Origin of the sequence: Mycobacterium gallinarum (assembly GCF_010726765.1) — a bacterium.
GTDB lineage: Bacteria > Actinomycetota > Actinomycetes > Mycobacteriales > Mycobacteriaceae > Mycobacterium > Mycobacterium gallinarum.
The window spans coordinates 2,290,570-2,311,932 of sequence record NZ_AP022601.1 but is presented as its reverse complement, the minus strand read 5'-3'; the positions used below and the strand labels follow the sequence as shown (position 1 = coordinate 2,311,932).

Sequence of the window (21,363 nt, the reverse complement as noted above, 5' to 3'; positions counted from 1 at the left end):
CATATGACTAATAGGAATATGCCTATTTGTAGCATATTGGTGTGGCGGCTGTCACGTAGGCACGCGGAAAATGACGCAGACCACCACCGATGTGCGGTGGTGGCCTGCGGGAATGCTGGAAGTGCCTTACCCCTCGGCTGCAGCGCGGCCTGCGCGGCGGCCGTAGAAACTGCCGTCACCCAGCGAGATTCCGCTGGCATAACCCCACGCCGCGACACCCGCAGTGCAGCGCCCCGCGGCATACAGGCCGGGAATCGGTGCTCCGCTGACGTGCAGCACCTCGGAGTCCAGCGTGGTCTGCAGGCCGCCCAGCGTGAACCCGGCGCAACTGCCCCGGAGATCGATGGCGCCGACGGGCGTTCCGATGGGCTTGAGCCATTCGGGCTTCTTGTGCAGCAGCGGATCCTCGCGGCGCGCAGCGGCCTCGTTGTACGCGCTGACGGTGGCCTGCAACGAACCAGGCGGAAGGCCGATCTCGCCCTCGAGTTCCGCGACGCTGTCGCAGACCCACGTCGCCGGACGTTTGAGGAACGGTGTCGGAGAGGTCGCGGCCATCGCCTCCTCCTGCGCGTCACCGTCGATGATCAGGTACGCGGTGTCGTCCTGGTGATACAGCGTGAGCTGACCGATGCGGCCGGAGTACATGTCCTCTGGGACATAGCGCTGCCCGCGCCCGTTGACGAGGATGCCCCGCACGGTCTGCTGCGGGTCGACGAGGAATGCCACTTCGGTGGCGTCCATGTGCGCGAGATCGGCGCCCAAAGCCTGCGCCATCCGGATCGCTTGGCCGTCATGCTGTTCGATAGATGCCGCGGGCCGCCCGACGAGCTTCGGCGCGTACTGAGCCAGCATGGCGTCGTTGTAGGCGAAGCTGCCGGCCGCAAGCACGACGCCGCGCCGCGCGCGGATCGCGACCGGTTTGCCGTACTGGCGGGCGATGAGCCCAACGACGCGGCCGTCGGACTGCACGACCAACGAGGACGCGTGGACGTCATACACAGCGCGAACGCCGAGCGATGTCGCAGTGTCGACGAGTGGCTTCATCAGCATGTAACCGGCGCTGGCCTCGCCGGCCTTCTTGTTCGACATCTGCGGAATATGGCCCCGCGGAGCGGGTTTCGCGATGGTGTTGAACGGGAAGGCGTTCTCGCCGCCGGTGAACATGAGGCCTTCGTCGCCGGGCGGCTCCCAGCCGGGCTCGCCCCAGAACACCGGTTTGAACGGCACACCGCAGCGCACCAGCCAGTCGAAGTGGTCGACGCTTCCGGCGCAGTAGTCGCCGACGCGGTTCGCGTCGGCGCCCGGGCCCATCGCCACGTTGAGGAATGCGACCATGTTGTCGACGGAATCGTCGAAGCCACAGGCTTTTTGCAGGTCGGTGCCGCCGCCGAGGTAGATGAACCCGCCCGCCATCGCGGCGGCCCCACCCCAGCCGCCGGTCCGCTCGAGGACGAGGACGTCGGCGCCGGTCGAGGCGGCTTCCACCGCCGCGGCCGCACCGGCGATGCCGTACCCCGCGATCACGACATCGGCTTCGTAGTCCCAACTCTCGATCTCATCAGCAGACCTGGGGTAGACGTCGGTATCCATCGGCTACATCCGCATCGCGGCTGGCGGTTCGCCCATCCACTGGTGACCCCAGTAGCTGTCGGCGGTGATTTCCTCTGCGGTGTAATACCGTTCGTCCACCCGCATGCCTTCGGTGCCGAACTCGATGTCCCAGTCGCCGGGTGCACGGACGTAGAAGGACACCATCTTGTCGTTGGTGTGACGCCCCAGCGTCGAGGACAGCTGGAAACCCTCCGCATTGACGCGGTCGAGCGCTTGCCCGACCGCGTCGAGACTGTCCACCTCCACCATGACGTGGACCAGGCCGGGTTTGTCCTGGTTCATCGATGGGCAGATGGCCAGGCTGTGGTGCCGCTCGTTGATGCCCAGGAAGCGAACCCGTATGGGACCGAACTCCGGCGGGGCGGGGACCCGGAAGGCTCCGCGCGAGCGGAAACCCAAGACGCCGGTGTAGAAGTCGAACAGGCCGTTGGCATCCATCGCGGGAACCACCACGTGGCCGAGACCCTGGTCGCCGGTCACGAACCGCGCGCCGAACGGGGTGATGACCGGGCTGTGGTCGAGCACCGCGCCGTGGAAGACCTCCAGCGTCGTACCCGCTGGATCGGAGAACGTGATCACTTCCTCCACGCGCCGCTCGTCGGCCTCGGCGGGGGACAGGTCCTTGAACGCGATCGACGCGGCGTCCAACGCGGCTTTGACTTCCACGAGCGCGGCGTGGTCGCGCACCTCCCAGCCGACCGTCAGAACCCGGTCGACGTCGCCGGGTACGACGATGATGCGCGCTGCGCGCTCGTCCATCCGCAGGTACAGGGCAGAGGGATCGGGACCCGATCCCTCGGCGAATCCCAGTACGCCGAAAGCGAACTGACGCCACCGATCGATATCGCTGGCCGCAACGGTAATGTAGCCGAGGCTCCTGAGAGTGCTCATCGGTCAGATCAGCGCCCGCAGCGGACCCTCGGGGTCGACGCCGAACGAGCTCAGCGCCGACGCGTGATATGGCGTGCCGGGAATGTGGATCGCGTGGGCCAGACCGGCGTGCGCGTCACGCCAGTACCGTTGCAGCGGTTTGTCCATCCGCAACGCGTTACCGCCCGATCGGGCGAAGATCTGGTCGACGGCGGCGACCGCGCGCCACGCCGCGCGCACCTGTGTCCGTCGTCCGGCGGCACGGTCTTCGAAGGACACCTCCTTGCCGGTGTCGACGATGTCGTAGATGCGGTCGACGTTGGCCAGCAGTTCCTGGCGGGCGGCGTTGATGTCCGCGGCGGCCTCGCCGATGGCGTACATGACGTACGGGTCGTCCTTGACCGCACCGTAGGCGCCGACGCGGTCACGCTGGTAATCGAGGTGGGCGGCCAGCGCTCCCTCGGCGATGCCGACCACCGCGGACGTGATGCCCAGCGGGAACATGGTGGACCATGGCATGAGGTACAGCGTCGACGACATCCCGGCCTTGCGCTGGGCGGTGCCGTCCATCACCTCGGTGGCGTCCATCGTCCGGTAGTCGGGGACGAAGGCGTCACGCACGATGACGTCCTTGGACCCGGTGCCACGCAGACCCACGACATTCCAGGAGTCCTCGACGATCTCGTAGTCCTTGCGCGGCAGGATCATGTGCAGCATCTGCGGCGGCATCAGCGGTTTGCCCTCGGCGTCACCGAGCATCGCGCCGAGGATGATCCACTCGCATTGGTCGGTGCCCGAGCTGAACTGCCAGCGGCCGTTGAAGATGTAGCCCCCGTCGACCGGCCTGGCCACACCCTGCGGCGCGTAGGGCGACGCGACCCAGGTGTCGACGTCGGCGCCCCAGATCTCCTCGGCCACCCTGGGATCGGCGTAGGCCAACTGATAGGGGTGCACGCCGACGACGCCGTTGATCCATCCCGCAGCGGGATCGAGCGTCGCCGTCGCCATCACGGTCTCGGCGAACTCGCGCGGATGGACCTCGTAGCCGTTGTACTTGGCGGGTTGCAGCAGCCGGATATTGCCGGCCGTCTTCATCGCCTTGGCTGTCTGGTCGGTGAGTTGGCCGATCTTCTCGGCCTCGGCGCCCTGCTCACGCAGTTGGCCGGCCATCTCCATCACTCGGTCGATTACCCGCTCGGTCATGCTCTCGTCCTTACTGTGTGGGCTTGATTCATGGTCTACCTCAGGTCGCCCCGACGCCGCAGGCAATCCCGGTCAGTGGACTGCGCCGTCAAAACTGGATGTGCACCGAGGCGGAGACGGGTCTTGTCTGACACGCCAGGATCAGGCCGGCCCGCCGGTCCTCGGGTTCGAGGACATCACTGTGCGCCATGTCGACCTCGCCGGAGACGACGCTGCACACGCACGAGCCGCACCGCCCCTCGCGGCATGAGTGGGGCACGTCGATGCCCGCGGCGAGCAGTACGTCGACAAGTGTGGACTGCGCCGGCCAGTCGATGCGATGCAGTTTTCCGTCGAGATCCACGTCGGCTCTGGCCATGGCGGACAGTGTCGGCCCTGGGCGGCTGAGACGGACAGCTGCCGTCCGGTGTCCGGGATCCGAAATCCTGAGCGTCCGGTCACCGGGAAACCGCCCGGCTCGGCGGCCGCGACGACCTACCGTGTGTTCGTGAGCACCGAGGCAGACGTAGACGTCGTCATCGATGTCGTCATCGTGGGCGCAGGTTTCGCCGGAATCTACGCCCTGCACAAATTCCGGTCGCTGGGATTGACGGCGCGGGTGTTCGAGGCCGCGCCGGAGGTTGGCGGCACGTGGTACTTCAACCGGTACCCCGGTGCGCGCTGCGATGTCGAAAGTGTCGACTACTGTTACTCGTTCTCCGACGAGTTGCAACAGAAATGGTCGTGGACCGAGAAATATGCGACGCAGGCCGAGATCCTGCGGTACCTGAACTGGGTCGTCGACGAGCTCGATCTGCGTGACGGCATCACGTTCGACACCCGTGTGACATCGGCGGTGTTCGATGACGCCGCTGTGCGCTGGACGGTGAACACCGACACGGGGGAGTCGGTCAACGCACGATTCTGCGTGATGGCAACGGGACCGTTGTCGGCCGCGTTGACGCCGGACTTCCCAGGCCTGTCCACGTTCGAAGGCGACGTTTACCACACCGCGCACTGGCCGAAGGAGACCGTCGACTTCACCGGCAAGCGCGTCGCGGTGATCGGCACCGGATCATCCGGCATCCAGTCGATACCGATCATCGCCGACCAGGCGGAGAAGCTCGTCGTCTTCCAACGCACCCCGAATTACAGTGTCCCTGCAGGTAATCGAGCCTTGACGGACGATGACGTCGCCGACTACAAGGCTTCTTACGACGAGCGCCGGCGGTTGTCGTGGCGCAGCGGCGGAGGCTCACCACACATTGCGCACCCCAAGCTGACGATGGAGGCCACCGCTGAGGAGCGCAGGGCGGCATTCGAAAAGCGTTGGGAACTCGGCGGCGTGTTGTTCTCCAAGACCTTCAGCGACCAGATGACGGATATCGAAGCCAACGACGAAGCCCGAAAGTTCTACGAGGAAAAGGTCCGCGCCGTCATCGATGATCCCGAGGTCGCCGACCTGTTGATCCCGAACGACCATCCGATCGGCACCAAACGGATCTGCACCGACACCAACTACTTTCAGACTTTCAACCGGTCACACGTCGAGCTCGTCAGTGTCCGCAAGACGCCCATCGAGTCCATCGACGCCACCGGCATCACCACCTCCGACGCACGTTTCGACGTCGATGCGATTGTGCTCGCGACCGGGTTCGATGCGATGACGGGCGCCCTGGCAAAGATCGACATCGTCGGGCGTAACGGCCACACGCTTCGCGACGACTGGGCGCACGGGCCACGCACTTACCTCGGGTTGGCGGTGGACGATTTTCCGAATCTGTTCCTGGTGTCCGGCCCCGGCGCCCCCGCGGTGCTGGCCAACATGGTGCTGCACGCAGAAGCGCACGTGAACTGGATCGCCGATGCCATCACCTACCTCGACGACCACGGTCACACCGCCATCGAGGCCACGGCGGACGCCGTCGAGGACTGGAACGCCGAACTGAACCGACGGGCGGACGCGTCACTGTTCACCAGGGCGAATTCCTGGTACATGGGGGCGAACGTGCCTGGAAAGCCACGGGGCTTCATGCTTTTCATCGGCGGGTTCGCCGCCTACCTCGACATCTGCCGCGAGGTCGTCTCCGCGGGCTACAAAGGGTTCGAACTCGTGACGGCGCCGTGAGGTCCGGACTCGACGGCAAGGTGGTCGTCGTCACCGGCGCCGCTCAGGGAACGGGACGCGTGCACTGCCAACGGTTCGCCGATGAGGGCGCAGATGTGATCGCTCTCGATACTGCTGTAGTCGCCGACGAATTGAACAACACGGCAACGCAGGTGCGCGATCGAGGCCGGCGATGTGTCGCCGCGACGGTCGACGTACGCGATGCCGACGCGATGTCGACCGCGATCGACGCCGCCGTCGGCGAACTGGGTCGGCTCGACGTCGTCGTGGCCAATGCCGGCGTACACACCGCAGGCGCACCGACATGGGAACTCAGCGACGAAACCTGGCAGAACACGCTGGCCATCAATCTGACCGGGGTGTTTCACACCGTGAAGTCGGCGGTGTCACACATCGGTGAGGGCGGGGGATCTGTGGTGATCATCAGTTCCACGAATGGATTACGTGGTACTCCCAACACCGCGCACTACACCGCCAGCAAGCATGCGCTGGTAGGCCTTGCCCGCACACTGGCCAATGAGCTTGGACCGCAGCGGATTCGGGTCAACACGGTTCATCCGGGCGCAGTCGGTACAGCGATGGTGGTTAACGACGCGACATTCCGGCGGCTCTGTCCCGAGGTGCCCAACCCCACGGCGGCCGACGCCGCTGAAGTCCTCAAGGCCCGCAACCTGCTGCCGGTGGGATGGGTCGAGCCCGTCGACGTCGCCAACGCCGTCGTGTTCCTGGCCTCCGACGACGCCCGCTACATCACCGGAACCCAACTCGTGGTCGACGCCGGTCTGACACAGAAGGTGTGAAGATGGGTCGACTGCAGGGGAAGGTCGCACTGATCACCGGTGCGGCGCGGGGTATCGGACGCGCGCAGGCGGTTCGGTTCGCCCAGGAGGGTGCCGACGTCATCGCCCTCGACATCTGCGGCCCGGTGGACACCGTCGTCACACCGCCGGCGACGCCCGCCGATCTCGACGACACGGCCCGGCTGGTATCCGAAGCCGGCGGCCGTGTCGTCACCGAGGTCGTCGACGTCCGTGACAGCGCTGCTGTGCAGGCCGCAACGGACCGCGGCGTCGAGTTCCTCGGTGGTCTGGACATTGTGTGCGCGACCGCGGGGATCACCTCGCGCGGGATGGCCATCGAGATGTCCGAGATCGCCTGGCAGACAATGTTGGACGTCAACCTGACCGGTGTCTGGCGGACCTGTCGTGCTACCGCACCGCATCTCATCGAACGCGGAGCGGGTTCGATGATTCTGATCAGCTCCATCGCGGGCCTGCGTGGTTTGGTCGGGGTTGCGCACTACACCTCGGCCAAACACGGCGTGGTCGGGCTCATGCGCACCCTCGCCAATGAGCTTGCACCGCACAATATCAGGGTCAACTCGGTGCATCCGACCAATGTCGATACGCCGATGATCCAAAACGACAACGTCCGCGCCGCGTTCCGGCCGGACCTCGAGCATGTCTCCCGTGAGGAGTTCGCCGAGGCGGCGTGCTCGATGAACATGCTGCCGATTCCGTGGGTCGACGCCGTCGACGTCGCCAACGCATGCCTGTTCCTGGCGTCGGACGAGGCCCGCTACATCACCGCCGTCACGCTGCCCGTGGACGCGGGCAGCACTCAGCGCTGAGTCTCAGCGGGTCAGGAACGCCAGCACCGCGCTTTCGAACGCGTCCTTGGCCTCGATCATCGCCCAGTGTCCGCAGTTCGGGAACACGTGCAGCTCTGCGTTGGGAATGGTGCGCATCGGGATCAGGGCCATGTCCAACGGGCTCACCCGATCGTCGCGGCCCCACGTCAGCAGCGTCGGAGCGGCCACCTTGTGCATCGTCGCCCAGGGCAGTGGAGCATCCGATGCCCGCATCGCCGCCATCATCTGCGTGAACGCCGCCTTGCCGTACATGCGGCGGGCGCTTTCCAGCGTCGGTGGGTCTGTCGCCAGCGCCCACCGTTCCTCGATCAGTTGCTCGGTCACCAGTGCCGGGTCGTACACCATCGAGTGCAACCAGTCGACCAGTCGCTGCCGCGTCGGGTTCTCGGTGAATTCCTGCAACAGCCGGATGCCCTCACTGGGGCCCGGCGAGAAGATGTTGGTGCCGATCCCGCCGATGGTGACGAGGCGCCGCACCTTCGCCGGCTGATGGGTCGCGTAGTTGATGCCGACGGCGCCACCCATCGAGTTGCCGATGATGTCGACGGAGTCGAGTCCCAGCGCGTCGATGAACGTGCCCACGGCGCCGAATGCGGTGAGCATCGGGTGGCCACCGAAGTCGTCGCTCACGCCGAAGCCGGGGAACTCCAGCACGAGGCAGCGAAAGCGCTCGGCGAATGTGCCCAGGATGCCGCGGAAATTGCGCCAGCCCGTCACCCCGGGACCGGACCCGTGCAAGAGCACCAGGGGAGGACCATCACCCGCTTCGTGGTAGCGAAGAACGCCCGCCTCGGTGGGCATCTCGCGAAGCGTGTCGTCATAGGTCAATTCCGCTGTCATCACCGATCCCGTCGCCGACAATTGGGCAATACCTCAGACTGGCATCGTGACATACGGCGTCGCGGCCGCCGTCCCGGTGAACGGGCCATGAGCACGGCCGGTCCGGAAAGGAGTCATGATCGCCATGCCCGTGGACGCGAAAACGGTCAGCCACTTCCTTGCCGAATACTTCGAGGCCTTCGCGGCATGCGTGCGCGGCGAGCGGGAGATCGCCACGCTACTGGCCTGCTACGCGGTACCGCTGATCATCACCAGCGACGACGGCGTCACAGGGCTCACGACGGACAGCGAGGTCGCGACGGTCATCCAGGGCCAGGTCGACGGGTTGCGGGCCCTGCGGTACAGCGGGACCCGGCTGCTTCAGTCCGAGGTCATCGGTCTCAACGCGACGTCAGCGCTGTTTCGCGCCAGCCTGTCGCGATACGACGACCAGGGCGATGAAATCGACTGCCCGACAATTACTTACGTCATAACCAATATCGATGACGGCCTGCGGATATCCATGCTCGCCGCCCTCGGCGACTAGTGCGGCACATCGGCGCGAAGAGTTCCGATCATTCAACGGTTTCTTCGACGGGTTTCAATTCCTCGGCCGAGTCCGGTTCGGTCGCCGGGTCCCTCGCGTCGGGGGCGTCGGCGGTGGCGGGCCGCTTGTCGCGTTGCGGCTCCGCAGACAACGCGGCGCCGAGCGCCAAGAAGAACAGGATGAGCAGCGGTGCGCCGAGATAGGTGTTCATCGGGCCGCCGGGCGAGATGAAGCTGCCGGGGGGACCGATGATCGTGATCGTCTCGATCAGCTGCTCCACCGCGAACACGGCGGCGACGATCCCAAGCCAGCGAGGGAACTGACCGGCATTGGCGGCCAACAGAATCGGTACAGCCATCATGAGGTTCGTGATCGTCAGCATCGGAGCCGACATGGTCACGATGTCGATGATCGTCCGTGCGGTCGCCGAGCCGAGCTGTTCGGGGTGCAGTGCCAAACCCGCGGCGAACCACGTGGCGATGAACACCTGCGCCAGCAACGCCGCGGCACCGACGGTGAAAACGTAGCCGGCCGGGCCTGACAACCGCTCACGCGCATACCCGAGTAGCGCCACCAGCGCCAGAGACCCGAATGCGAGCAGCAGTGCCTGTGCGCGCATCGCCCCCGAGTGCTCATTGACATGCGCGACGATCGCCGAGCCCGGCTTGTCGATGCCGGGAAATCTTGGCGCCAGCACCAGTGCAACGGCGTACAGCACCGCGAACGCAATACCGGCCGTCATCGGGGTTCGACGATCCATATTGCACCCCCTCGTGCCGCGGTGAGACTCATCGATGCGGACACCGGACATCAACCCTAGACAACGCACCTATCCACAACCGTCATTTGATCCCCAGCGCGCGTCGCGTGTCCCTGTTCGCGGCAAGTGCGGTCCGACGTCGGGCCTACTTTCGGCTCATGCGAACGGAATTGCCCGCCGAGCGTCTGCATCGCCGTCTCGGCGCAGAGAGTGAGCCCGATACCGATGCCGACAGCGAGCCCCGGCCCGACACGTTGTTGTCGCGGTGGTTACCCGACTCCAATGCCGGCGGAACGCCGAGTTGGCTGGCGGCCGTGCGAGCAGATCCGGGCAGGGCGGGGGTCATCGCATTGGGTGTCGTGGGTGTCATCGCGGTTCTGGTCACACTGTTCACGCTGGCGCGCGACGACTCGCCGCCGGTGACTTCGGCGAAACTGCCGCCGGTGCAGATGGTTTCGTCGGCGAGTCCGACCCCATCCGCTGGTGCGCCCGCACCCGATACACCCGTCGTGGTGAGCGTGGTCGGCCTTGTCGGTAAGCCTGGCCTGGTGACGCTGGACCCGGGGGCTCGGATCGCCGATGCGCTCGCTGCCGCTGGCGGCGCGCTCGACGGCGCGGATCTGTTGGAACTGAACATGGCACGACGAGTCGCAGACGGCGAGCAGATCGTCGTCGGCATCGCTCCGGTACCGGGGGAGCCGGCGACGATGGGCAGCTCCATCAGCCCGGGAGCGGCCCCGGCCGCGTCATCGGAGGTGCCTTCGATTCCCGGCGATCCCGCAGCGCCGGACGGTCTGGTGGACCTCAACAGCGCAACCGTCGAGCAGCTCGACGGCCTGCCGGGGATCGGTCCGGTGACCGCGGCAGCGATCGTCGCGTGGCGTGACGCCAACGGACGCTTCAGTAGCGTCGACCAACTCGGCGACGTCGACGGCATCGGGCCTGCGCGGCTGGAAAAGCTGCGCGATCGCGTCCATGTGTGACCACGATGGACCCGGGCGTCACGAGGCTCGACCTGCGCCTGGTACCGGCGGCGCTGACCGCCTGGTCGGTGACAGCTGCCGGAATCCTCTGGCCCACAACAGGTGTGATCGCCATGTCGACGGTTGCGGTCGCGGGGACCGCAGCGGCGGGGTGGTGGGGCCGTGGCCGCGGCGGCGATGATCGCACCTTCGGTGCAGGGGTGCTCGCCGTCGCGGTGGTCGGTGCAGCGTTCGCCATCGCGATCGGACTTCGCGTCGACGCGATGGGGCAGCATCCGGTCTCCCAGCGGTACGGCACGGTCGCCTCCGTCCTCGTCACACCGGTGGAAAGCCCTCGCGAACTGGGCGGCAACCGGGTGATGTTCCGCGCGACGTTTCAGGAACTCGACGGTCGCGAGGTGAGCGGAAGGCTGGTTGTATTCGCCTCGGCCGCTGCCTTTTCGGAGCTGACTGCGGGCCGACCCGTCGCATTCCGCGCCCAGATCGGCCGACCGACGCGCAACGATTTGACGGTCGCCGTGCTGTCGGCGACAGGTACGCCGACGTTGGGTGAGGCGGCAACCGTGCTGCGCGCCGCACATGACGTCCGCGCGGGCTTCGCCGAGGCGGCGCGCGGCGCCCTGCCCGCAGATCAGGCGGCGATGTTGCCTGCGCTGGTCCTCGGCGACACCTCGACGCTGTCGCCGAAGACGACCGAGGAGTTCCGGGCATCGGGCCTGACGCACCTGACCGCGGTGTCCGGCGCCAATGTGACCATCGTGTGCGGGGCGGTGCTGTTGAGTGCCGGTGTCGTCGGACCACGGATGGCGGTAGTGCTCGCGGCGTTCGCGCTGCTTGGTTTCGTCGTCGTGGTGCAGCCCTCGGCGAGTGTGTTGCGCGCCGCGGTCATGGGCGCGGTCACGCTGTTGGCGTTGGTGTCGCACCGCCGTCGGCAGGCGATTCCAGCACTGTCGGCGACGGTTCTGGTGCTGATGATCGCCTCGCCCGAACTCGCTGTCGACCTGGGGTTCGCCCTGTCGGTGTCGGCGACCGCGGCGTTGGTGGTCATCGCCCCTGCGTGGTCGCGGCGCCTGGTCGGGCGTGGCTGGCCCAAGCCGCTCGCCGACGCGGTGTGCGTCGCTGTCGCCGCCCAACTCGTCACCGCACCTCTCATCGCGGGGATATCGGGCACCCTCAGCGTAATGTCGGTGGCCGCCAATTTGGCTGTCGCCGTGGTCATTCCGCCGATCACCGTCGTCGGCACCGCCGCCGCGGCCGTGTGCCCGGTCTGGCCTGCGGGAGCGGATCTGCTGATCAGGTTCACCGGACCCGAACTGTGGTGGTTGCTTCGCGTTGCGCACTGGTCGGCACGTGTTCCGGGCGCGTCGATCGCCGTGCCGTCAGGGCTGCTGGGTGTCGTCGTCGTCGCTGCGGCGGGAGGCGCGGTCGTGGTGCTGTGGCGCCGGCGCTGGACCCGCATGGGCGTATGTGTGGCGCTCGTCGTCGGGCTGGCGTGGACGGTGGCGGGTCTGTCGGGTGGCCATGACACGATCGTCGGGTGAGTGACGATGCTGCACGCTTGCACCTGGTGCTCGGAGACGAAGAGCTGCTGGTCGAACGGGCGATAACCGCGGTGCTCAAAAGTGCCCGCAAGCGGGCGGGCACCGAGGACGTCCCCGTGGACCGGTTGCGCGCCGGTGAGGTCAGCACCAGCGAGCTCGCCGAGCTACTGAGCCCGTCGTTGTTCGCCGAGGAGCGGGTCGTGGTGCTGGAGTCCGCAGCCGAGGCGGGCAAGGACGCGGTCGCGCTCATCTCCGAAGTCGCCGCCGACCTGCCGTCAGGAACCGAGTTGATCGTGGTGCACTCCGGTGGTGGCCGCGCCAAGGCGCTGGCGGACAAGCTCAAAGGCCTTGGCGCACAGGTCCATCCATGCGCCAAGATCACGAAATTCGCCGAGCGTGCCGACTTTGTGCGGCGCGAGTTCCGCTCACTGAAGGTCAAAGTCAGCGACGACACCGTGACAGCGCTGCTGGACGCCGTCGGCTCCGACATCCGCGACCTGGCCTCGGTGTGCTCGCAGTTGGTGGCCGACACCGACGGCGAGGTCGACGCCGCGGCCGTTCGTCGATACCACTCGGGAAAGGCCGAGGTGAAGGGCTTCGACATCGCGGATAAGGCGGTCGTCGGCGACGTCGCGGGCGCCGCCGAGGCGCTGCGCTGGGCGATGCTGGCCGGCGAGCCCCAGGTGGTGTTGGCCGACGCACTGGCCGAGGCCGTCCACACGATCGCCCGGGTGGCGCCGCTGTCCGGCGATCCCTACCGGCTGGCATCGGAGCTGGGCATGCCGCCGTGGCGGGTGCAGAAGGCGCAGAAGCAGGCGAGACGGTGGTCGCGCGCCTCGGTCGCGGAGGCGATGCGGCTCGTCGCGGCGTTGAACGCCGACGTGAAGGGAGCCGCAGCGGACGCCGACTACGCGTTGGAGTCAGCGGTGCGAAAGGTCGCCGAGCTCGTCGCGGACTAGTTGTCCGAAGTTCAGACTGAAGCGGACGGGCGGAATCAGATCTTGTTGAACGCGCGCGACAGCGCGGACTTGCGGTTGGCCGCCTGGTTCTTGTGGATCACGCCTTTGCTGGCGGCCTTGTCGAGCTGACGGCTGGTCTTCAGCAGCAACTCGTTGGCCTTGTCCTTGTCCCCGGCCTCGACGGCCTCCCGGAATCCGCGGACAGCCGTGTGAAGAGACGACTTCACCGACTTGTTGCGCAGTCTGCGGCGCTCGTTGGTCTTGATGCGCTTTTCCTGCGACTTGATGTTGGCCACGCGTGTTTTCCTTCGTAAATCCAGGTTGGTTGAATGCAAAGACGTTATTGGGCCCCCGACCTGCGGGCAGCGAGGGTTCAGATTACCAGCGCAGTGGGTAAATGCCCAAAGTGACGTCGCTGGCCTGCCGAAACGCCGCACTTGGTGCAGCATGTCAATGGTGAGTCTTCGAACACTTCCCGCCGACACCGCACGATCGTCGCGAACCCGCTCGACAAAGCCCCGACGTCACGACGGCGTTTTCGAGGGCTACAACAGCCTGGGCAGCTATTCGAAGGCGTTCGACGAGATGTTCGACGCCCAGGGCAACGTCCGGGGCCCCTACAAGGGCATCTTCGCCGAGCTGGAGCCGACTGACGCCTCCGAGCTGGCGGCCCGCGCCGAGGCCCTCGGGCGTGCCTTCATCGACCAGGGCATCACGTTCTCGCTATCCGGTCAGGAGCGGCCGTTTCCGCTGGATCTCGTCCCGCGGGTGATTTCGGCGGCGGAGTGGACTCGGCTCGAGAAGGGGATCACCCAGCGGGTCAAGGCGCTCGAGGCCTATCTCGACGACATCTACGGCGAACAGGAGATCTTGCGCGACGGGGTCATTCCGCGCCGGCTGGTGACCTCATGCGAGCACTTCCACCGTGAGGCGGTGGGCATATCCCCGCCCAACGGCGTCCGTATCCACGTCGCAGGCATCGACCTCGTTCGCGACGCGCAGGGCGCCTTCCGCGTGCTCGAGGACAACCTGCGCTCACCGTCGGGAGTCTCCTACGTGATGGAGAACCGGCGGACGATGGCGCGGGTCTTCCCCAATCTGTTCGCCACTCACCGGGTGCGGGCCGTCGGCGACTACTCGTCACATCTGTTGCGGGCACTGCGCAATGCGGCCGCCTCCAACGAGGCCGATCCGACCGTCGTCGTGCTGACGCCCGGCGTCTACAACTCGGCGTACTTCGAACATTCGCTGCTCGCCCGTCAGATGGGCGTCGAACTCGTCGAGGGTCGCGACCTGTTCTGTCGCGACAACACCGTCTACATGCGCACCACCGAGGGCGAGCGCCAGGTCGACGTCATCTACCGGCGCATCGACGACGACTTCCTCGACCCGATGCAGTTCAATCCCAACTCGGTACTCGGCGTTGCCGGCCTGCTCAATGCCGCGCGGGCGGGCAACGTCGTCATCTCCAGCGCAGTCGGCAACGGCGTCGGCGATGACAAGCTCGTCTACACCTACGTCCCCACGATCATCGAGTACTACCTGGGCGAAAAGCCGCTACTGGCCAACGTCGACACCTTTCGGTGCTGGCTCGACGAGGAACGTGAGGAAGTCCTCGATCGAGTGGATGAATTGGTCATCAAACCGGTCGAAGGCTCGGGCGGCTACGGCATCGTGTTCGGCCCCGATGCGTCGGAGAAGGAACTCGCTGCGATCAGCAAGAAGATCCGGAGCGACCCGCGCGGCTGGATCGCGCAGCCGGTGGTTCAGCTCTCCACCGTCCCGACCCAGATCGGCGACAGCCTGGCGCCCCGGCACGTCGACCTGCGTCCGTTCGCCGTCAACGATGGTGACGATGTCTGGGTGCTGCCCGGCGGCCTGACGCGAGTGGCCCTGCCCGAAGGGTCGCTGGTCGTCAACTCCAGCCAGGGAGGGGGATCCAAGGACACCTGGGTGCTGGCGTCGCGCACCTCGGTCGCCGACCGTGAGCTCGCCGCGGCCGAAGTGGTGCGGTCGCTGCCCAAGGCGCCGAAGGCGCCGAAGAGCGACAACGGTTCCGAGAGCTCACAACAGCAGCAACAACAGCAGTCGCAGCCGACGGGCGCCACGAACGGATCCCAGACTCAGCAACAGCAACAACAGCAGCAAGCGCAAGGGAGCCAATGATGTTGGCCCGCAACGCTGAATCGCTGTATTGGATCGGACGCTATGTCGAGCGGGCCGACGACACCGCCCGAATCCTCGATGTGACGGTCCACCAATTGCTCGAGGACTCCAGCGTCGACCCCGATCAGGCGTCACGGACTCTGCTGCGCGTGCTCGGCATCGAGCCGCCCGAGGAGTCGCTGGACGTGTGGTCGTTGACCGACATCGTCGCCTTCGGCCGGGACTCACACGGAGCGTGTTCGATCGTCGAGGCCATCTCGGCCGCGCGCGAGAATGCCCGCGGTGCTCGCGAGGTCACCTCAACGGAGATCTGGGAATGCCTCAACACGACCTACAACGCACTCGCTGAACGTGAGCGCGCAGCGAAACGTCTTGGGCCACATGAGTTTCTGTCATTTGTCGAGGGCCGCGCGGCAATGTTCGCCGGTTTGGCGGATTCGACGTTGAGCCGCGACGACGGCTACCGCTTCATGGTCTTGGGCCGCGCGATCGAACGGGTCGACATGACCGTCCGGCTGCTGCTGGCCCGTGTCGGCGACAGTGCGTCCTCACCGGCGTGGGTGACGGTGCTTCGTTCTGCGGGCGCGCACGACACATATCTACGCACCTACCGTGGCGTGCTGGATGCGGGCCGTGTCGTCGAGTTCATGCTGCTGGACCGGCTTTTCCCGCGATCGGTCATGTATTCGCTGCGGCTGGCCGAACACAGCCTCGACGAACTGCGCCACCGCGCCCTCAATCGCGTCGGTGCGACCGCGGAAACCCAACGGCTGCTGGGCCGCGCGCGCAGCGAGCTGGAGTTCCTGCGCCCCGGACTGCTCCTGGATTCACTCGAGGAGCGTCTCGCCGGGCTGCAGAAGGTCTGTGCCGATGTCGGGGAAGCGTTGGCGTTGGAGTACTTCCACTCCGCCCCGTGGGTCGCATGGACGGACGCGGGACATAACGGCTCTCTGGTCATCGAGGAAGGCGAAGTCTGATGTGGCGGCTGAGAGTGGTCCATTCCACCGGCTACGCCTACAAGTCACCGGTGACTGCGTCGTTCAACGAGGCCAGGCTGACTCCACGCTCGGACGCCCGGCAAAACGTCATCTTGAACCGTGTCGAAACCGTGCCCGCGACAAGGTCATACCGCTACGTCGACTATTGGGGCACGGCGGTTACGGCGTTCGACCTGCACGCGCCCCACACCGAGCTGGAGGTGACGTCGTCGTCGGTGGTGGAGACCAACCGCGGCGCCATGCCGAAAGAGGATGTCAGCTGGGAGGATCTGCGGTCAGCGGGGGCGATCGACCGGTTCGACGAAGTGCTCGGCCCGACGCACTACACACCGGAGAGCAAGCGAATTGCGCGGGTGGGGCAGCGCATCATCAAGGACCACGATCCGCGTGAGGCCGTTGTCGCGGCCGCCAACTGGGTGCACAGTGAACTCGAGTACGTTCCCGGAACCACCGGCGTGCATTCGTCCGGGCTGGACGCGCACCGCGAAGGCAAGGGGGTCTGCCAAGACTTCGCCCATCTGACGCTGATCCTGCTGCGCAGCATGGGAATTCCCGCCCGCTACGTGTCCGGGTATCTGCATCCGAACAAGAAGGCCAAGATCGATGACACCATCGACGGGCAGAGCCACGCGTGGGTGCAGGCGTGGACCGGTGGTTGGTGGAACTACGACCCCACGAACGACGCCGAGATCAACGAGCAGTACATCAGTGTCGGTGTCGGCCGCGACTATTCGGATGTCAGCCCACTCAAGGGCATCTACTCCGGCGAAGGCTCGACCGACCTCGACGTCGTCGTGGAGATCACCCGGCTGGCTTAGGGTTACGCGCCGAGGGTGGCCTGGATGTCGCCCTTCATCGCCCTCAGCTGAGAACCCCAGTAGGCCCAATCGTGGATGCCGTTGGGCGGGAAGTTGAACGTCCCGTTGTTGCCGCCGTCGGCGACGTAGAGCCGCTGGAAGTTCTTGTTGCTGTCCAACGTGATGCTTTCGAGGACCTGACCGGGAAGACCCGTGTCACCCAACTCGCCGGGCCTGCCGCTGCCGCAGTACACCCAGATCCGGGTGCCATTGTTGACCAGCCTCTGAACGTTGACCGTCGGGTCGTTGCGCTGCCAGGCCGGCCCGCCGCCGGGTCCCCACATCGCGCTCGCGTCGAATCCGCCGGCGTCGCGCATCGAGATTCCGACCAGCGCCGGCCAGATGCCTTCGGACAGGTTCAGGAACCCCGACAGCGATCCCGCGTAGACGAACTGCGCTGGGTGGTACGCGGCCAGGATCAACGCCGAGCTACCCGACATGGACAGTCCCACCACGGCGTTTCCGGTGGGGGAGATGCCTTTGTTGGCAGAGAGGTAGGCGGGCAGCTCCGAGGTCAGAAACGTCTCCCACTGGTAGTTGTAGGTGGTGCCGTTGCCGACCGCCGGACCCTGCCAGTTGGTGTAGAAGCTCGACATTCCGCCGACGGGCATCACGACGGACAACCCGGACTGGTAGTAGTCCTCGAACGCGGCGGTCTCGATGTCCCAGCCGCTGTTGTCATCGCGGGCGCGAAGACCGTCGAGAAGGTACACGGCGCGCGTGCCGCCACCTTGGAATCGCACGGGGATGTCGCGTCCCATCGCGGCGGACGGCACCATCAGCGTCTCGACGGGAAGTCCGGGCCGGGAGTAGGCGGCGGCCGATCCGGTTTGGCCTGCGACCGCGATCAAACCTGGCAGGACGAGGGCGGCCAGGGCGGCTGCACAGAATCTGCGCGCCATTGTGCTCACTGATGTCATGTGTATCGCACATCTTTCGGGTAATGCCGCAGTGTTTGCGGTCTTCGATTTCCGAGCTACGGGCCGGCGTTCCCGACGATGCCGGTTCAGGTGCTTCTGCTTCACACCTGCCGCAGAGGTCAGCGCTGACCAACAGCGCCGCCATTCAATTCGTCGGCAGCCGACACCGCCACGTTACGGACGCCGGCGTGGTCGCGCCGGAAGCGTCACTGTTCGGTCATGAACCCGCGGGCTTGGCGCAGACGCCGGGGTGGACCTCGACGCGATGCAGGTCGTCACCCACCTCGATCTGGCGATCGAACGCCGTCGCCGCCAATGCACGCCACTCGTCTTCGGCGCCGGGCGCGATCGCGGGCACGTAGTGGGTGAGGATGAGAATGCCCACACCGGCTCGTGTCGCAGTCTCCGCGGCCTGCTCGACAGAGGAGTGGTAGTCGCAGATATCCCTGATGCGCTGCATCGGCATGGCGTCGATCAGGTCCTTGCGAATCACTGTGTGCACCAACGCGCCAGCGCCGGATGCCAGAGCGTCGAGGCTCTCACACGGCACGGTGTCGCCGGCCAGCACGACCGAGGCCCCGGCATGCTCGATACGAAAGCCGATGGTGGGCGCCACCGGGCGGTGGTCGGTCGGTGCGACGCGAATCTGCACACCGTCGCGATCCCACACCGGGCCGTCGGTGTACTCGAAGACCTCTACCGGCGGCGGTGAGTTCAGGTCCGCATGGTGAGCGATGCGGTACCCGATGTCGAACCCGAACGCCTTGAGCGTGTTCTCGACCACCTCGGCGGTGCCGGGGGGACCGATGATGGGCAGAGGTGCGGGATCGGGGGTGAACGTCGATACCCAGCGGGTGATGATCACGTCGCCAAGATCGGCGATGTGGTCACTGTGCAGGTGGGTCAGCAGCAGCGCCGTCAACGCATTGGCTCCGGTGCCCGCGCCGGTGAGCCGTTGCTGAACGCCGCGGCCGCAGTCGATCAGGAACGTCTGACCGCCCGCTCGGACAAGCGTCGACGGGCCCGCGCGGTTCGCGTCGGGGATGGGGCTTCCGGTGCCGAGCAGCGTCACCTCGATCATGGGCCTAGGTATACCCGCCGAGCCGGACCGATGGGCGTTATTCGCGGCCCGCGGACACCCAGCTGAGGTTTCCGAAGCGGTGCCCCGTGACCGCAGCCGCCGCAGCATCCAGTGCGTCGAGCTGTTGCGTCGTCAGCGTCACCGACAGCGAGCCGAGGTTCTCTTCGACGCGAGCCGCCCGCCGGGTGCCTGGGATCGGCACCGCCGCGACACCGAGCGTCTGTGCGCGATACCGCAGCCACGCCAGCGCCACCTGCGCGGGCGTGGCGCCCTGTTGAGCGGCGACACCTTTCACGAGCTCCACCACCGCCAGATTCGCGTCCAGCGCACCGTCGCCGAATCGGGGCATGGTGCGCCGGAAATCCCCGGACGGCAGGTCGTCGCTAGACGTGATCGTGCCGGTCAGGAAGCCGCGGCCGAGCGGTGAGTAGGGGACGAACCCGACACCGAGTTCGGCGGCGGCCGGGACGACGCTGGCTTCCACGTCGCGGCTCCAGATCGACCATTCGCTCTGTACCGCCGCGATCGGGTGCACGGCCACCGCGGCCCGCAGCTCGTCGGCGGTGACCTCCGAGAGCCCGAGGTGGCGAACCTTGCCCGCCGTCACCAGCTCGGCCATGGCGCCCACCGTTTCTTCGATTGGCACGCTCGTATCGCGCCGGTGCATGTAGTAGAGGTCAACCGCGTCGGTCTGCAGCCGCTGCAGGCTCTCGTCGATGCACGCGCGGACGTACGCGGCATCTCCGCGTGCCGCGAGTTCTTGCGCCGCGCGATTGGCCGGATTGCCGGTGATGCCGAACTTCGTTGCCAAGGTGACCTCGTCCCGACGGTCGGCCAACAGCTGGGCGATCAGCCGCTCGTTTTCGCCGCCGCCATAGACGTTCGCGGTGTCGATGAAGGTCACACCCAGGTCGATACAGCGATGCAGGGTGGTCAGCGACTCGGTGTCGTCGACCTCGCCGTATACGGGAGTCAGCGCCATTGCACCGAAACCGATTGCGCTGACTGATAGTTCGTCGCCCAGCGCGACGGTGGGCACGGCGTTGTCCGCTGCCATGTTCGTTCCTTCCGCGTCGACTGTCGAAAGTCAAAGGGTCCAGCCGCGCCTACCACCGTTCTATTCCTCGGAAGGGCACTTTGGGACAGCTATGCCAAAACCTTTCGCGCGGCGCGAGTCGGACCTAGCCTGAAGTGAGCCAGGTCACGAGCGGAGGCAACGATGCGGATCGCGGACGTATTGCGGAACAAGGGTGCGTCGGTGGCGACCATCACCCCGGAGACCTCGGTGTCCGGGCTGCTCACCGAACTCTCCGTGCACAACATCGGCGCGATGGTGGTGGTCTCGCCCGACGGCGTGATCGGCATCGTCTCCGAGCGCGACGTCGTCCGCGCGCTGCACCAGCGCGGCGCCGACCTGCTGCGGATGCCGGTTTCGGAGATCATGACGACGTTCGTCGCCACATGCACCCCGACCGACACGGTGGACAGTCTCAGCGCGCTGATGACCACCAAGCGGGTCCGCCACATCCCGGTGATGGAGAACGGCAGGCTCACCGGGATCGTCAGCATCGGTGACGTCGTCAAGACACGTATGGAAGAGCTCGAAGCGCAGCAGGAGCAGCTGCAGGCCTACATCACACGTGGCTGAGATCGAGGTCGAGGCGGCGCAGCGGCGCGACGCACGACGGATCGGCACGGTGCTGGCGCGCGCGTTCTACGACGACCCGGTGACGTCGTGGATGCTGCCCGACGACCGAACCCGATTGAAGGGGCTGACCCGGGCGTTCACCGGCTTGGCGCGGCACCACTTCCTGCCGCGTGGGGGTTCGGAGGTCGGCAGGCGCGGCGGGCCCGTCGGTGCAGCCACGTTGTGGGATCCGCCGGGTCAGCGCAAGACGTCGTGGTTCGAGGAGCTGCGGATGGCCCCCGTGATGCTGTGGTCGCTGCGGTCCCGTGTACCCGCGAGCGTGCGGCTGCAAGAGATCATGGAGGAGCACCATCCGGAAGAGCCGCATTGGTACCTGATGCTGATCGGCAGTGACCCGTCAGTGCGCGGGGCGGGCTTGGGCCAGGCGTTGATGCGGTCGCGGCTCGACCGCTGCGACGCCGAGCGTGTGCCCGCGTATCTGGAGAACAGCAACCCGAAGAACGAGGCGTACTACCTGCGGTTCGGGTTCGAGGTCATCGGCGAGATCAAGGTGCCCGACGGGGGACCGTCGATGTGGCCGATGTGGCGCGAGCCTCGCTGACCTGATCCGCGAGGGCCCGCCAGAAGCCGCGAACGACCCCA

Annotated in this window: 22 protein-coding genes; 12 read left to right on the top strand and 10 right to left on the bottom strand. The window is 66.4% G+C overall.

Annotation, left to right across the window (positions count from 1 at the left end; all coding sequences use genetic code 11):
• Window positions 1-126 precede the first annotated feature (126 nt).
• The 4 genes from G6N42_RS11360 to G6N42_RS11345 form a co-directional block, all read right to left on the bottom strand.
• Window positions 127-1,590, bottom strand: a complete 1,464-nt coding sequence (locus G6N42_RS11360) for an FAD-dependent oxidoreductase (RefSeq protein WP_163729689.1) — start codon at window positions 1,588-1,590, stop codon at window positions 127-129.
• Window positions 1,591-1,593: 3 nt separating this feature from the next.
• The gene (bphC, locus tag G6N42_RS11355; protein ID WP_163729688.1) at window positions 1,594-2,502 is read right to left on the bottom strand and encodes a biphenyl-2,3-diol 1,2-dioxygenase; all 909 of its coding nucleotides are present in this window, start codon (window positions 2,500-2,502) and stop codon (window positions 1,594-1,596) included.
• A 3-nt stretch (window positions 2,503-2,505) separates the two neighbouring features.
• The gene (locus G6N42_RS11350; RefSeq protein WP_163729687.1) at window positions 2,506-3,684 is read right to left on the bottom strand and encodes an acyl-CoA dehydrogenase family protein; all 1,179 of its coding nucleotides are present in this window, start codon (window positions 3,682-3,684) and stop codon (window positions 2,506-2,508) included.
• Window positions 3,685-3,772: 88 nt separating this feature from the next.
• Window positions 3,773-4,042 (bottom strand): 2Fe-2S iron-sulfur cluster-binding protein, encoded by a 270-nt coding sequence (locus G6N42_RS11345; RefSeq protein ID WP_174262060.1) that lies wholly within the window; start codon window positions 4,040-4,042, stop codon window positions 3,773-3,775.
• Window positions 4,043-4,171: 129 nt separating this feature from the next.
• Here G6N42_RS11345 and G6N42_RS11340 point away from each other — a divergent pair, with 129 nt between their 5' ends.
• The 3 genes from G6N42_RS11340 to G6N42_RS11330 are packed head-to-tail and all read left to right on the top strand — an operon-like array spanning window position 4,172 to window position 7,421.
• The gene (locus tag G6N42_RS11340) at window positions 4,172-5,791 is read left to right on the top strand and encodes a flavin-containing monooxygenase (RefSeq protein WP_163729686.1); all 1,620 of its coding nucleotides are present in this window, start codon (window positions 4,172-4,174) and stop codon (window positions 5,789-5,791) included.
• Window positions 5,788-6,591: a mycofactocin-coupled SDR family oxidoreductase gene (locus G6N42_RS11335; protein WP_163729684.1), complete on the top strand. Its 804-nt coding sequence runs from the start codon at window positions 5,788-5,790 to the stop codon at window positions 6,589-6,591. The genes G6N42_RS11340 and G6N42_RS11335 overlap by 4 nt, the downstream gene beginning before the upstream one ends.
• A 2-nt stretch (window positions 6,592-6,593) precedes the next feature.
• On the top strand, window positions 6,594-7,421 hold the full coding sequence (locus tag G6N42_RS11330; RefSeq protein ID WP_163729681.1) for a mycofactocin-coupled SDR family oxidoreductase: 828 nt from the start codon (window positions 6,594-6,596) through the stop codon (window positions 7,419-7,421).
• 3 nt (window positions 7,422-7,424) lie between these two features.
• On the opposite strand, the gene G6N42_RS11325 is transcribed toward G6N42_RS11330, so the two are convergent.
• Window positions 7,425-8,282, bottom strand: a complete 858-nt coding sequence (locus G6N42_RS11325) for an alpha/beta fold hydrolase (RefSeq protein WP_163729679.1) — start codon at window positions 8,280-8,282, stop codon at window positions 7,425-7,427.
• A 115-nt stretch (window positions 8,283-8,397) separates the two neighbouring features.
• On the opposite strand from G6N42_RS11325, the gene G6N42_RS11320 reads away from it, so the two are divergent.
• The gene (locus tag G6N42_RS11320) at window positions 8,398-8,808 is read left to right on the top strand and encodes a DUF6841 family protein (protein WP_163729677.1); all 411 of its coding nucleotides are present in this window, start codon (window positions 8,398-8,400) and stop codon (window positions 8,806-8,808) included.
• Window positions 8,809-8,836: 28 nt separating this feature from the next.
• Here the strand turns inward: G6N42_RS11320 and G6N42_RS11315 are convergent, their stop codons facing one another.
• Window positions 8,837-9,568: a hypothetical protein gene (locus G6N42_RS11315; RefSeq protein ID WP_174262059.1), complete on the bottom strand. Its 732-nt coding sequence runs from the start codon at window positions 9,566-9,568 to the stop codon at window positions 8,837-8,839.
• Between the two features lie 158 nt (window positions 9,569-9,726).
• Here G6N42_RS11315 and G6N42_RS11310 point away from each other — a divergent pair, with 158 nt between their 5' ends.
• Genes G6N42_RS11310 through holA form a run of 3 tightly spaced genes read left to right on the top strand, consistent with a single transcriptional unit; the run spans window position 9,727 to window position 13,051 of the window.
• Complete coding sequence (locus G6N42_RS11310; protein ID WP_163729675.1) at window positions 9,727-10,551, top strand: ComEA family DNA-binding protein; 825 nt, start codon at window positions 9,727-9,729, stop codon at window positions 10,549-10,551.
• Between the two features lie 5 nt (window positions 10,552-10,556).
• Window positions 10,557-12,092, top strand: a complete 1,536-nt coding sequence (locus G6N42_RS11305) for a ComEC/Rec2 family competence protein (RefSeq protein WP_163737326.1) — start codon at window positions 10,557-10,559, stop codon at window positions 12,090-12,092.
• A 17-nt stretch (window positions 12,093-12,109) separates the two neighbouring features.
• The gene (gene holA, locus G6N42_RS11300) at window positions 12,110-13,051 is read left to right on the top strand and encodes a DNA polymerase III subunit delta (RefSeq protein ID WP_163737323.1); all 942 of its coding nucleotides are present in this window, start codon (window positions 12,110-12,112) and stop codon (window positions 13,049-13,051) included.
• Between the two features lie 35 nt (window positions 13,052-13,086).
• On the opposite strand, the gene rpsT is transcribed toward holA, so the two are convergent.
• Window positions 13,087-13,347, bottom strand: a complete 261-nt coding sequence (gene rpsT / locus G6N42_RS11295; RefSeq protein WP_083125256.1) for a 30S ribosomal protein S20 — start codon at window positions 13,345-13,347, stop codon at window positions 13,087-13,089.
• 289 nt (window positions 13,348-13,636) lie between these two features.
• On the opposite strand from rpsT, the gene G6N42_RS11290 reads away from it, so the two are divergent.
• The 3 genes from G6N42_RS11290 to G6N42_RS11280 are packed head-to-tail and all read left to right on the top strand — an operon-like array spanning window position 13,637 to window position 17,033.
• Entirely contained in the window at window positions 13,637-15,217 is a 1,581-nt protein-coding gene (locus G6N42_RS11290) for a circularly permuted type 2 ATP-grasp protein (protein WP_410506609.1), read from the top strand.
• Window positions 15,217-16,194 carry an alpha-E domain-containing protein gene (locus G6N42_RS11285; RefSeq protein WP_163729671.1) on the top strand — a complete coding sequence of 326 codons (978 nt, stop codon included), beginning with the start codon at window positions 15,217-15,219 and terminating at the stop codon, window positions 16,192-16,194. Before G6N42_RS11290 ends, G6N42_RS11285 begins: the two co-directional genes overlap by 1 nt.
• Window positions 16,194-17,033 (top strand): transglutaminase family protein, encoded by an 840-nt coding sequence (locus G6N42_RS11280; protein ID WP_163729669.1) that lies wholly within the window; start codon window positions 16,194-16,196, stop codon window positions 17,031-17,033. Before G6N42_RS11285 ends, G6N42_RS11280 begins: the two co-directional genes overlap by 1 nt.
• A 2-nt stretch (window positions 17,034-17,035) precedes the next feature.
• On the opposite strand, the gene G6N42_RS11275 is transcribed toward G6N42_RS11280, so the two are convergent.
• From G6N42_RS11275 to G6N42_RS11265, 3 genes are all read right to left on the bottom strand, one after another.
• Complete coding sequence (locus tag G6N42_RS11275; protein WP_174262058.1) at window positions 17,036-17,992, bottom strand: esterase family protein; 957 nt, start codon at window positions 17,990-17,992, stop codon at window positions 17,036-17,038.
• Window positions 17,993-18,209: 217 nt separating this feature from the next.
• Window positions 18,210-19,073, bottom strand: coding sequence for a ribonuclease Z (locus tag G6N42_RS11270; RefSeq protein WP_083125259.1), 864 nt, complete (start codon window positions 19,071-19,073; stop codon window positions 18,210-18,212).
• A 37-nt stretch (window positions 19,074-19,110) separates the two neighbouring features.
• Complete coding sequence (locus G6N42_RS11265) at window positions 19,111-20,130, bottom strand: aldo/keto reductase (RefSeq protein WP_163729667.1); 1,020 nt, start codon at window positions 20,128-20,130, stop codon at window positions 19,111-19,113.
• Between the two features lie 162 nt (window positions 20,131-20,292).
• Between G6N42_RS11265 and G6N42_RS11260 the strand changes: the two genes are divergently transcribed.
• Both G6N42_RS11260 and G6N42_RS11255 read left to right on the top strand, forming a co-directional pair.
• Window positions 20,293-20,721, top strand: a complete 429-nt coding sequence (locus tag G6N42_RS11260; protein ID WP_163729665.1) for a CBS domain-containing protein — start codon at window positions 20,293-20,295, stop codon at window positions 20,719-20,721.
• Window positions 20,714-21,322, top strand: coding sequence for a GNAT family N-acetyltransferase (locus G6N42_RS11255; RefSeq protein ID WP_163729663.1), 609 nt, complete (start codon window positions 20,714-20,716; stop codon window positions 21,320-21,322). Before G6N42_RS11260 ends, G6N42_RS11255 begins: the two co-directional genes overlap by 8 nt.
• The last annotated feature ends 41 nt before the right edge of the window (window positions 21,323-21,363 follow it).

What these genes read in the sequence shown, in the direction of transcription:
- G6N42_RS11330 (WP_163729681.1), top strand. Translation starts at nt 6,594, where the DNA reads ATGGGTCGACTGCAGGGGAAGGTCGCACTGATCACCGGTGCGGCGCGG.
- G6N42_RS11305 (WP_163737326.1), top strand. Translation starts at nt 10,557, where the DNA reads ATGGACCCGGGCGTCACGAGGCTCGACCTGCGCCTGGTACCGGCGGCG.
- G6N42_RS11360 (WP_163729689.1), bottom strand. Translation starts at nt 1,590, where the DNA reads ATGGATACCGACGTCTACCCCAGGTCTGCTGATGAGATCGAGAGTTGG.
- G6N42_RS11325 (WP_163729679.1), bottom strand. Translation starts at nt 8,282, where the DNA reads ATGACAGCGGAATTGACCTATGACGACACGCTTCGCGAGATGCCCACC.
- G6N42_RS11285 (WP_163729671.1), top strand. Translation starts at nt 15,217, where the DNA reads ATGTTGGCCCGCAACGCTGAATCGCTGTATTGGATCGGACGCTATGTC.
- G6N42_RS11320 (WP_163729677.1), top strand. Translation starts at nt 8,398, where the DNA reads ATGATCGCCATGCCCGTGGACGCGAAAACGGTCAGCCACTTCCTTGCC.
- G6N42_RS11315 (WP_174262059.1), bottom strand. Translation starts at nt 9,568, where the DNA reads ATGGATCGTCGAACCCCGATGACGGCCGGTATTGCGTTCGCGGTGCTG.
- G6N42_RS11280 (WP_163729669.1), top strand. Translation starts at nt 16,194, where the DNA reads ATGTGGCGGCTGAGAGTGGTCCATTCCACCGGCTACGCCTACAAGTCA.
- G6N42_RS11350 (WP_163729687.1), bottom strand. Translation starts at nt 3,684, where the DNA reads ATGACCGAGCGGGTAATCGACCGAGTGATGGAGATGGCCGGCCAACTG.
- G6N42_RS11265 (WP_163729667.1), bottom strand. Translation starts at nt 20,130, where the DNA reads ATGGCAGCGGACAACGCCGTGCCCACCGTCGCGCTGGGCGACGAACTA.
- G6N42_RS11275 (WP_174262058.1), bottom strand. Translation starts at nt 17,992, where the DNA reads ATGACATCAGTGAGCACAATGGCGCGCAGATTCTGTGCAGCCGCCCTG.
- G6N42_RS11260 (WP_163729665.1), top strand. Translation starts at nt 20,293, where the DNA reads ATGCGGATCGCGGACGTATTGCGGAACAAGGGTGCGTCGGTGGCGACC.
- G6N42_RS11270 (WP_083125259.1), bottom strand. Translation starts at nt 19,073, where the DNA reads ATGATCGAGGTGACGCTGCTCGGCACCGGAAGCCCCATCCCCGACGCG.
- bphC (WP_163729688.1), bottom strand. Translation starts at nt 2,502, where the DNA reads ATGAGCACTCTCAGGAGCCTCGGCTACATTACCGTTGCGGCCAGCGAT.
- G6N42_RS11290 (WP_410506609.1), top strand. Translation starts at nt 13,637, where the DNA reads ATGTTCGACGCCCAGGGCAACGTCCGGGGCCCCTACAAGGGCATCTTC.
- G6N42_RS11345 (WP_174262060.1), bottom strand. Translation starts at nt 4,042, where the DNA reads ATGGCCAGAGCCGACGTGGATCTCGACGGAAAACTGCATCGCATCGAC.
- G6N42_RS11310 (WP_163729675.1), top strand. Translation starts at nt 9,727, where the DNA reads ATGCGAACGGAATTGCCCGCCGAGCGTCTGCATCGCCGTCTCGGCGCA.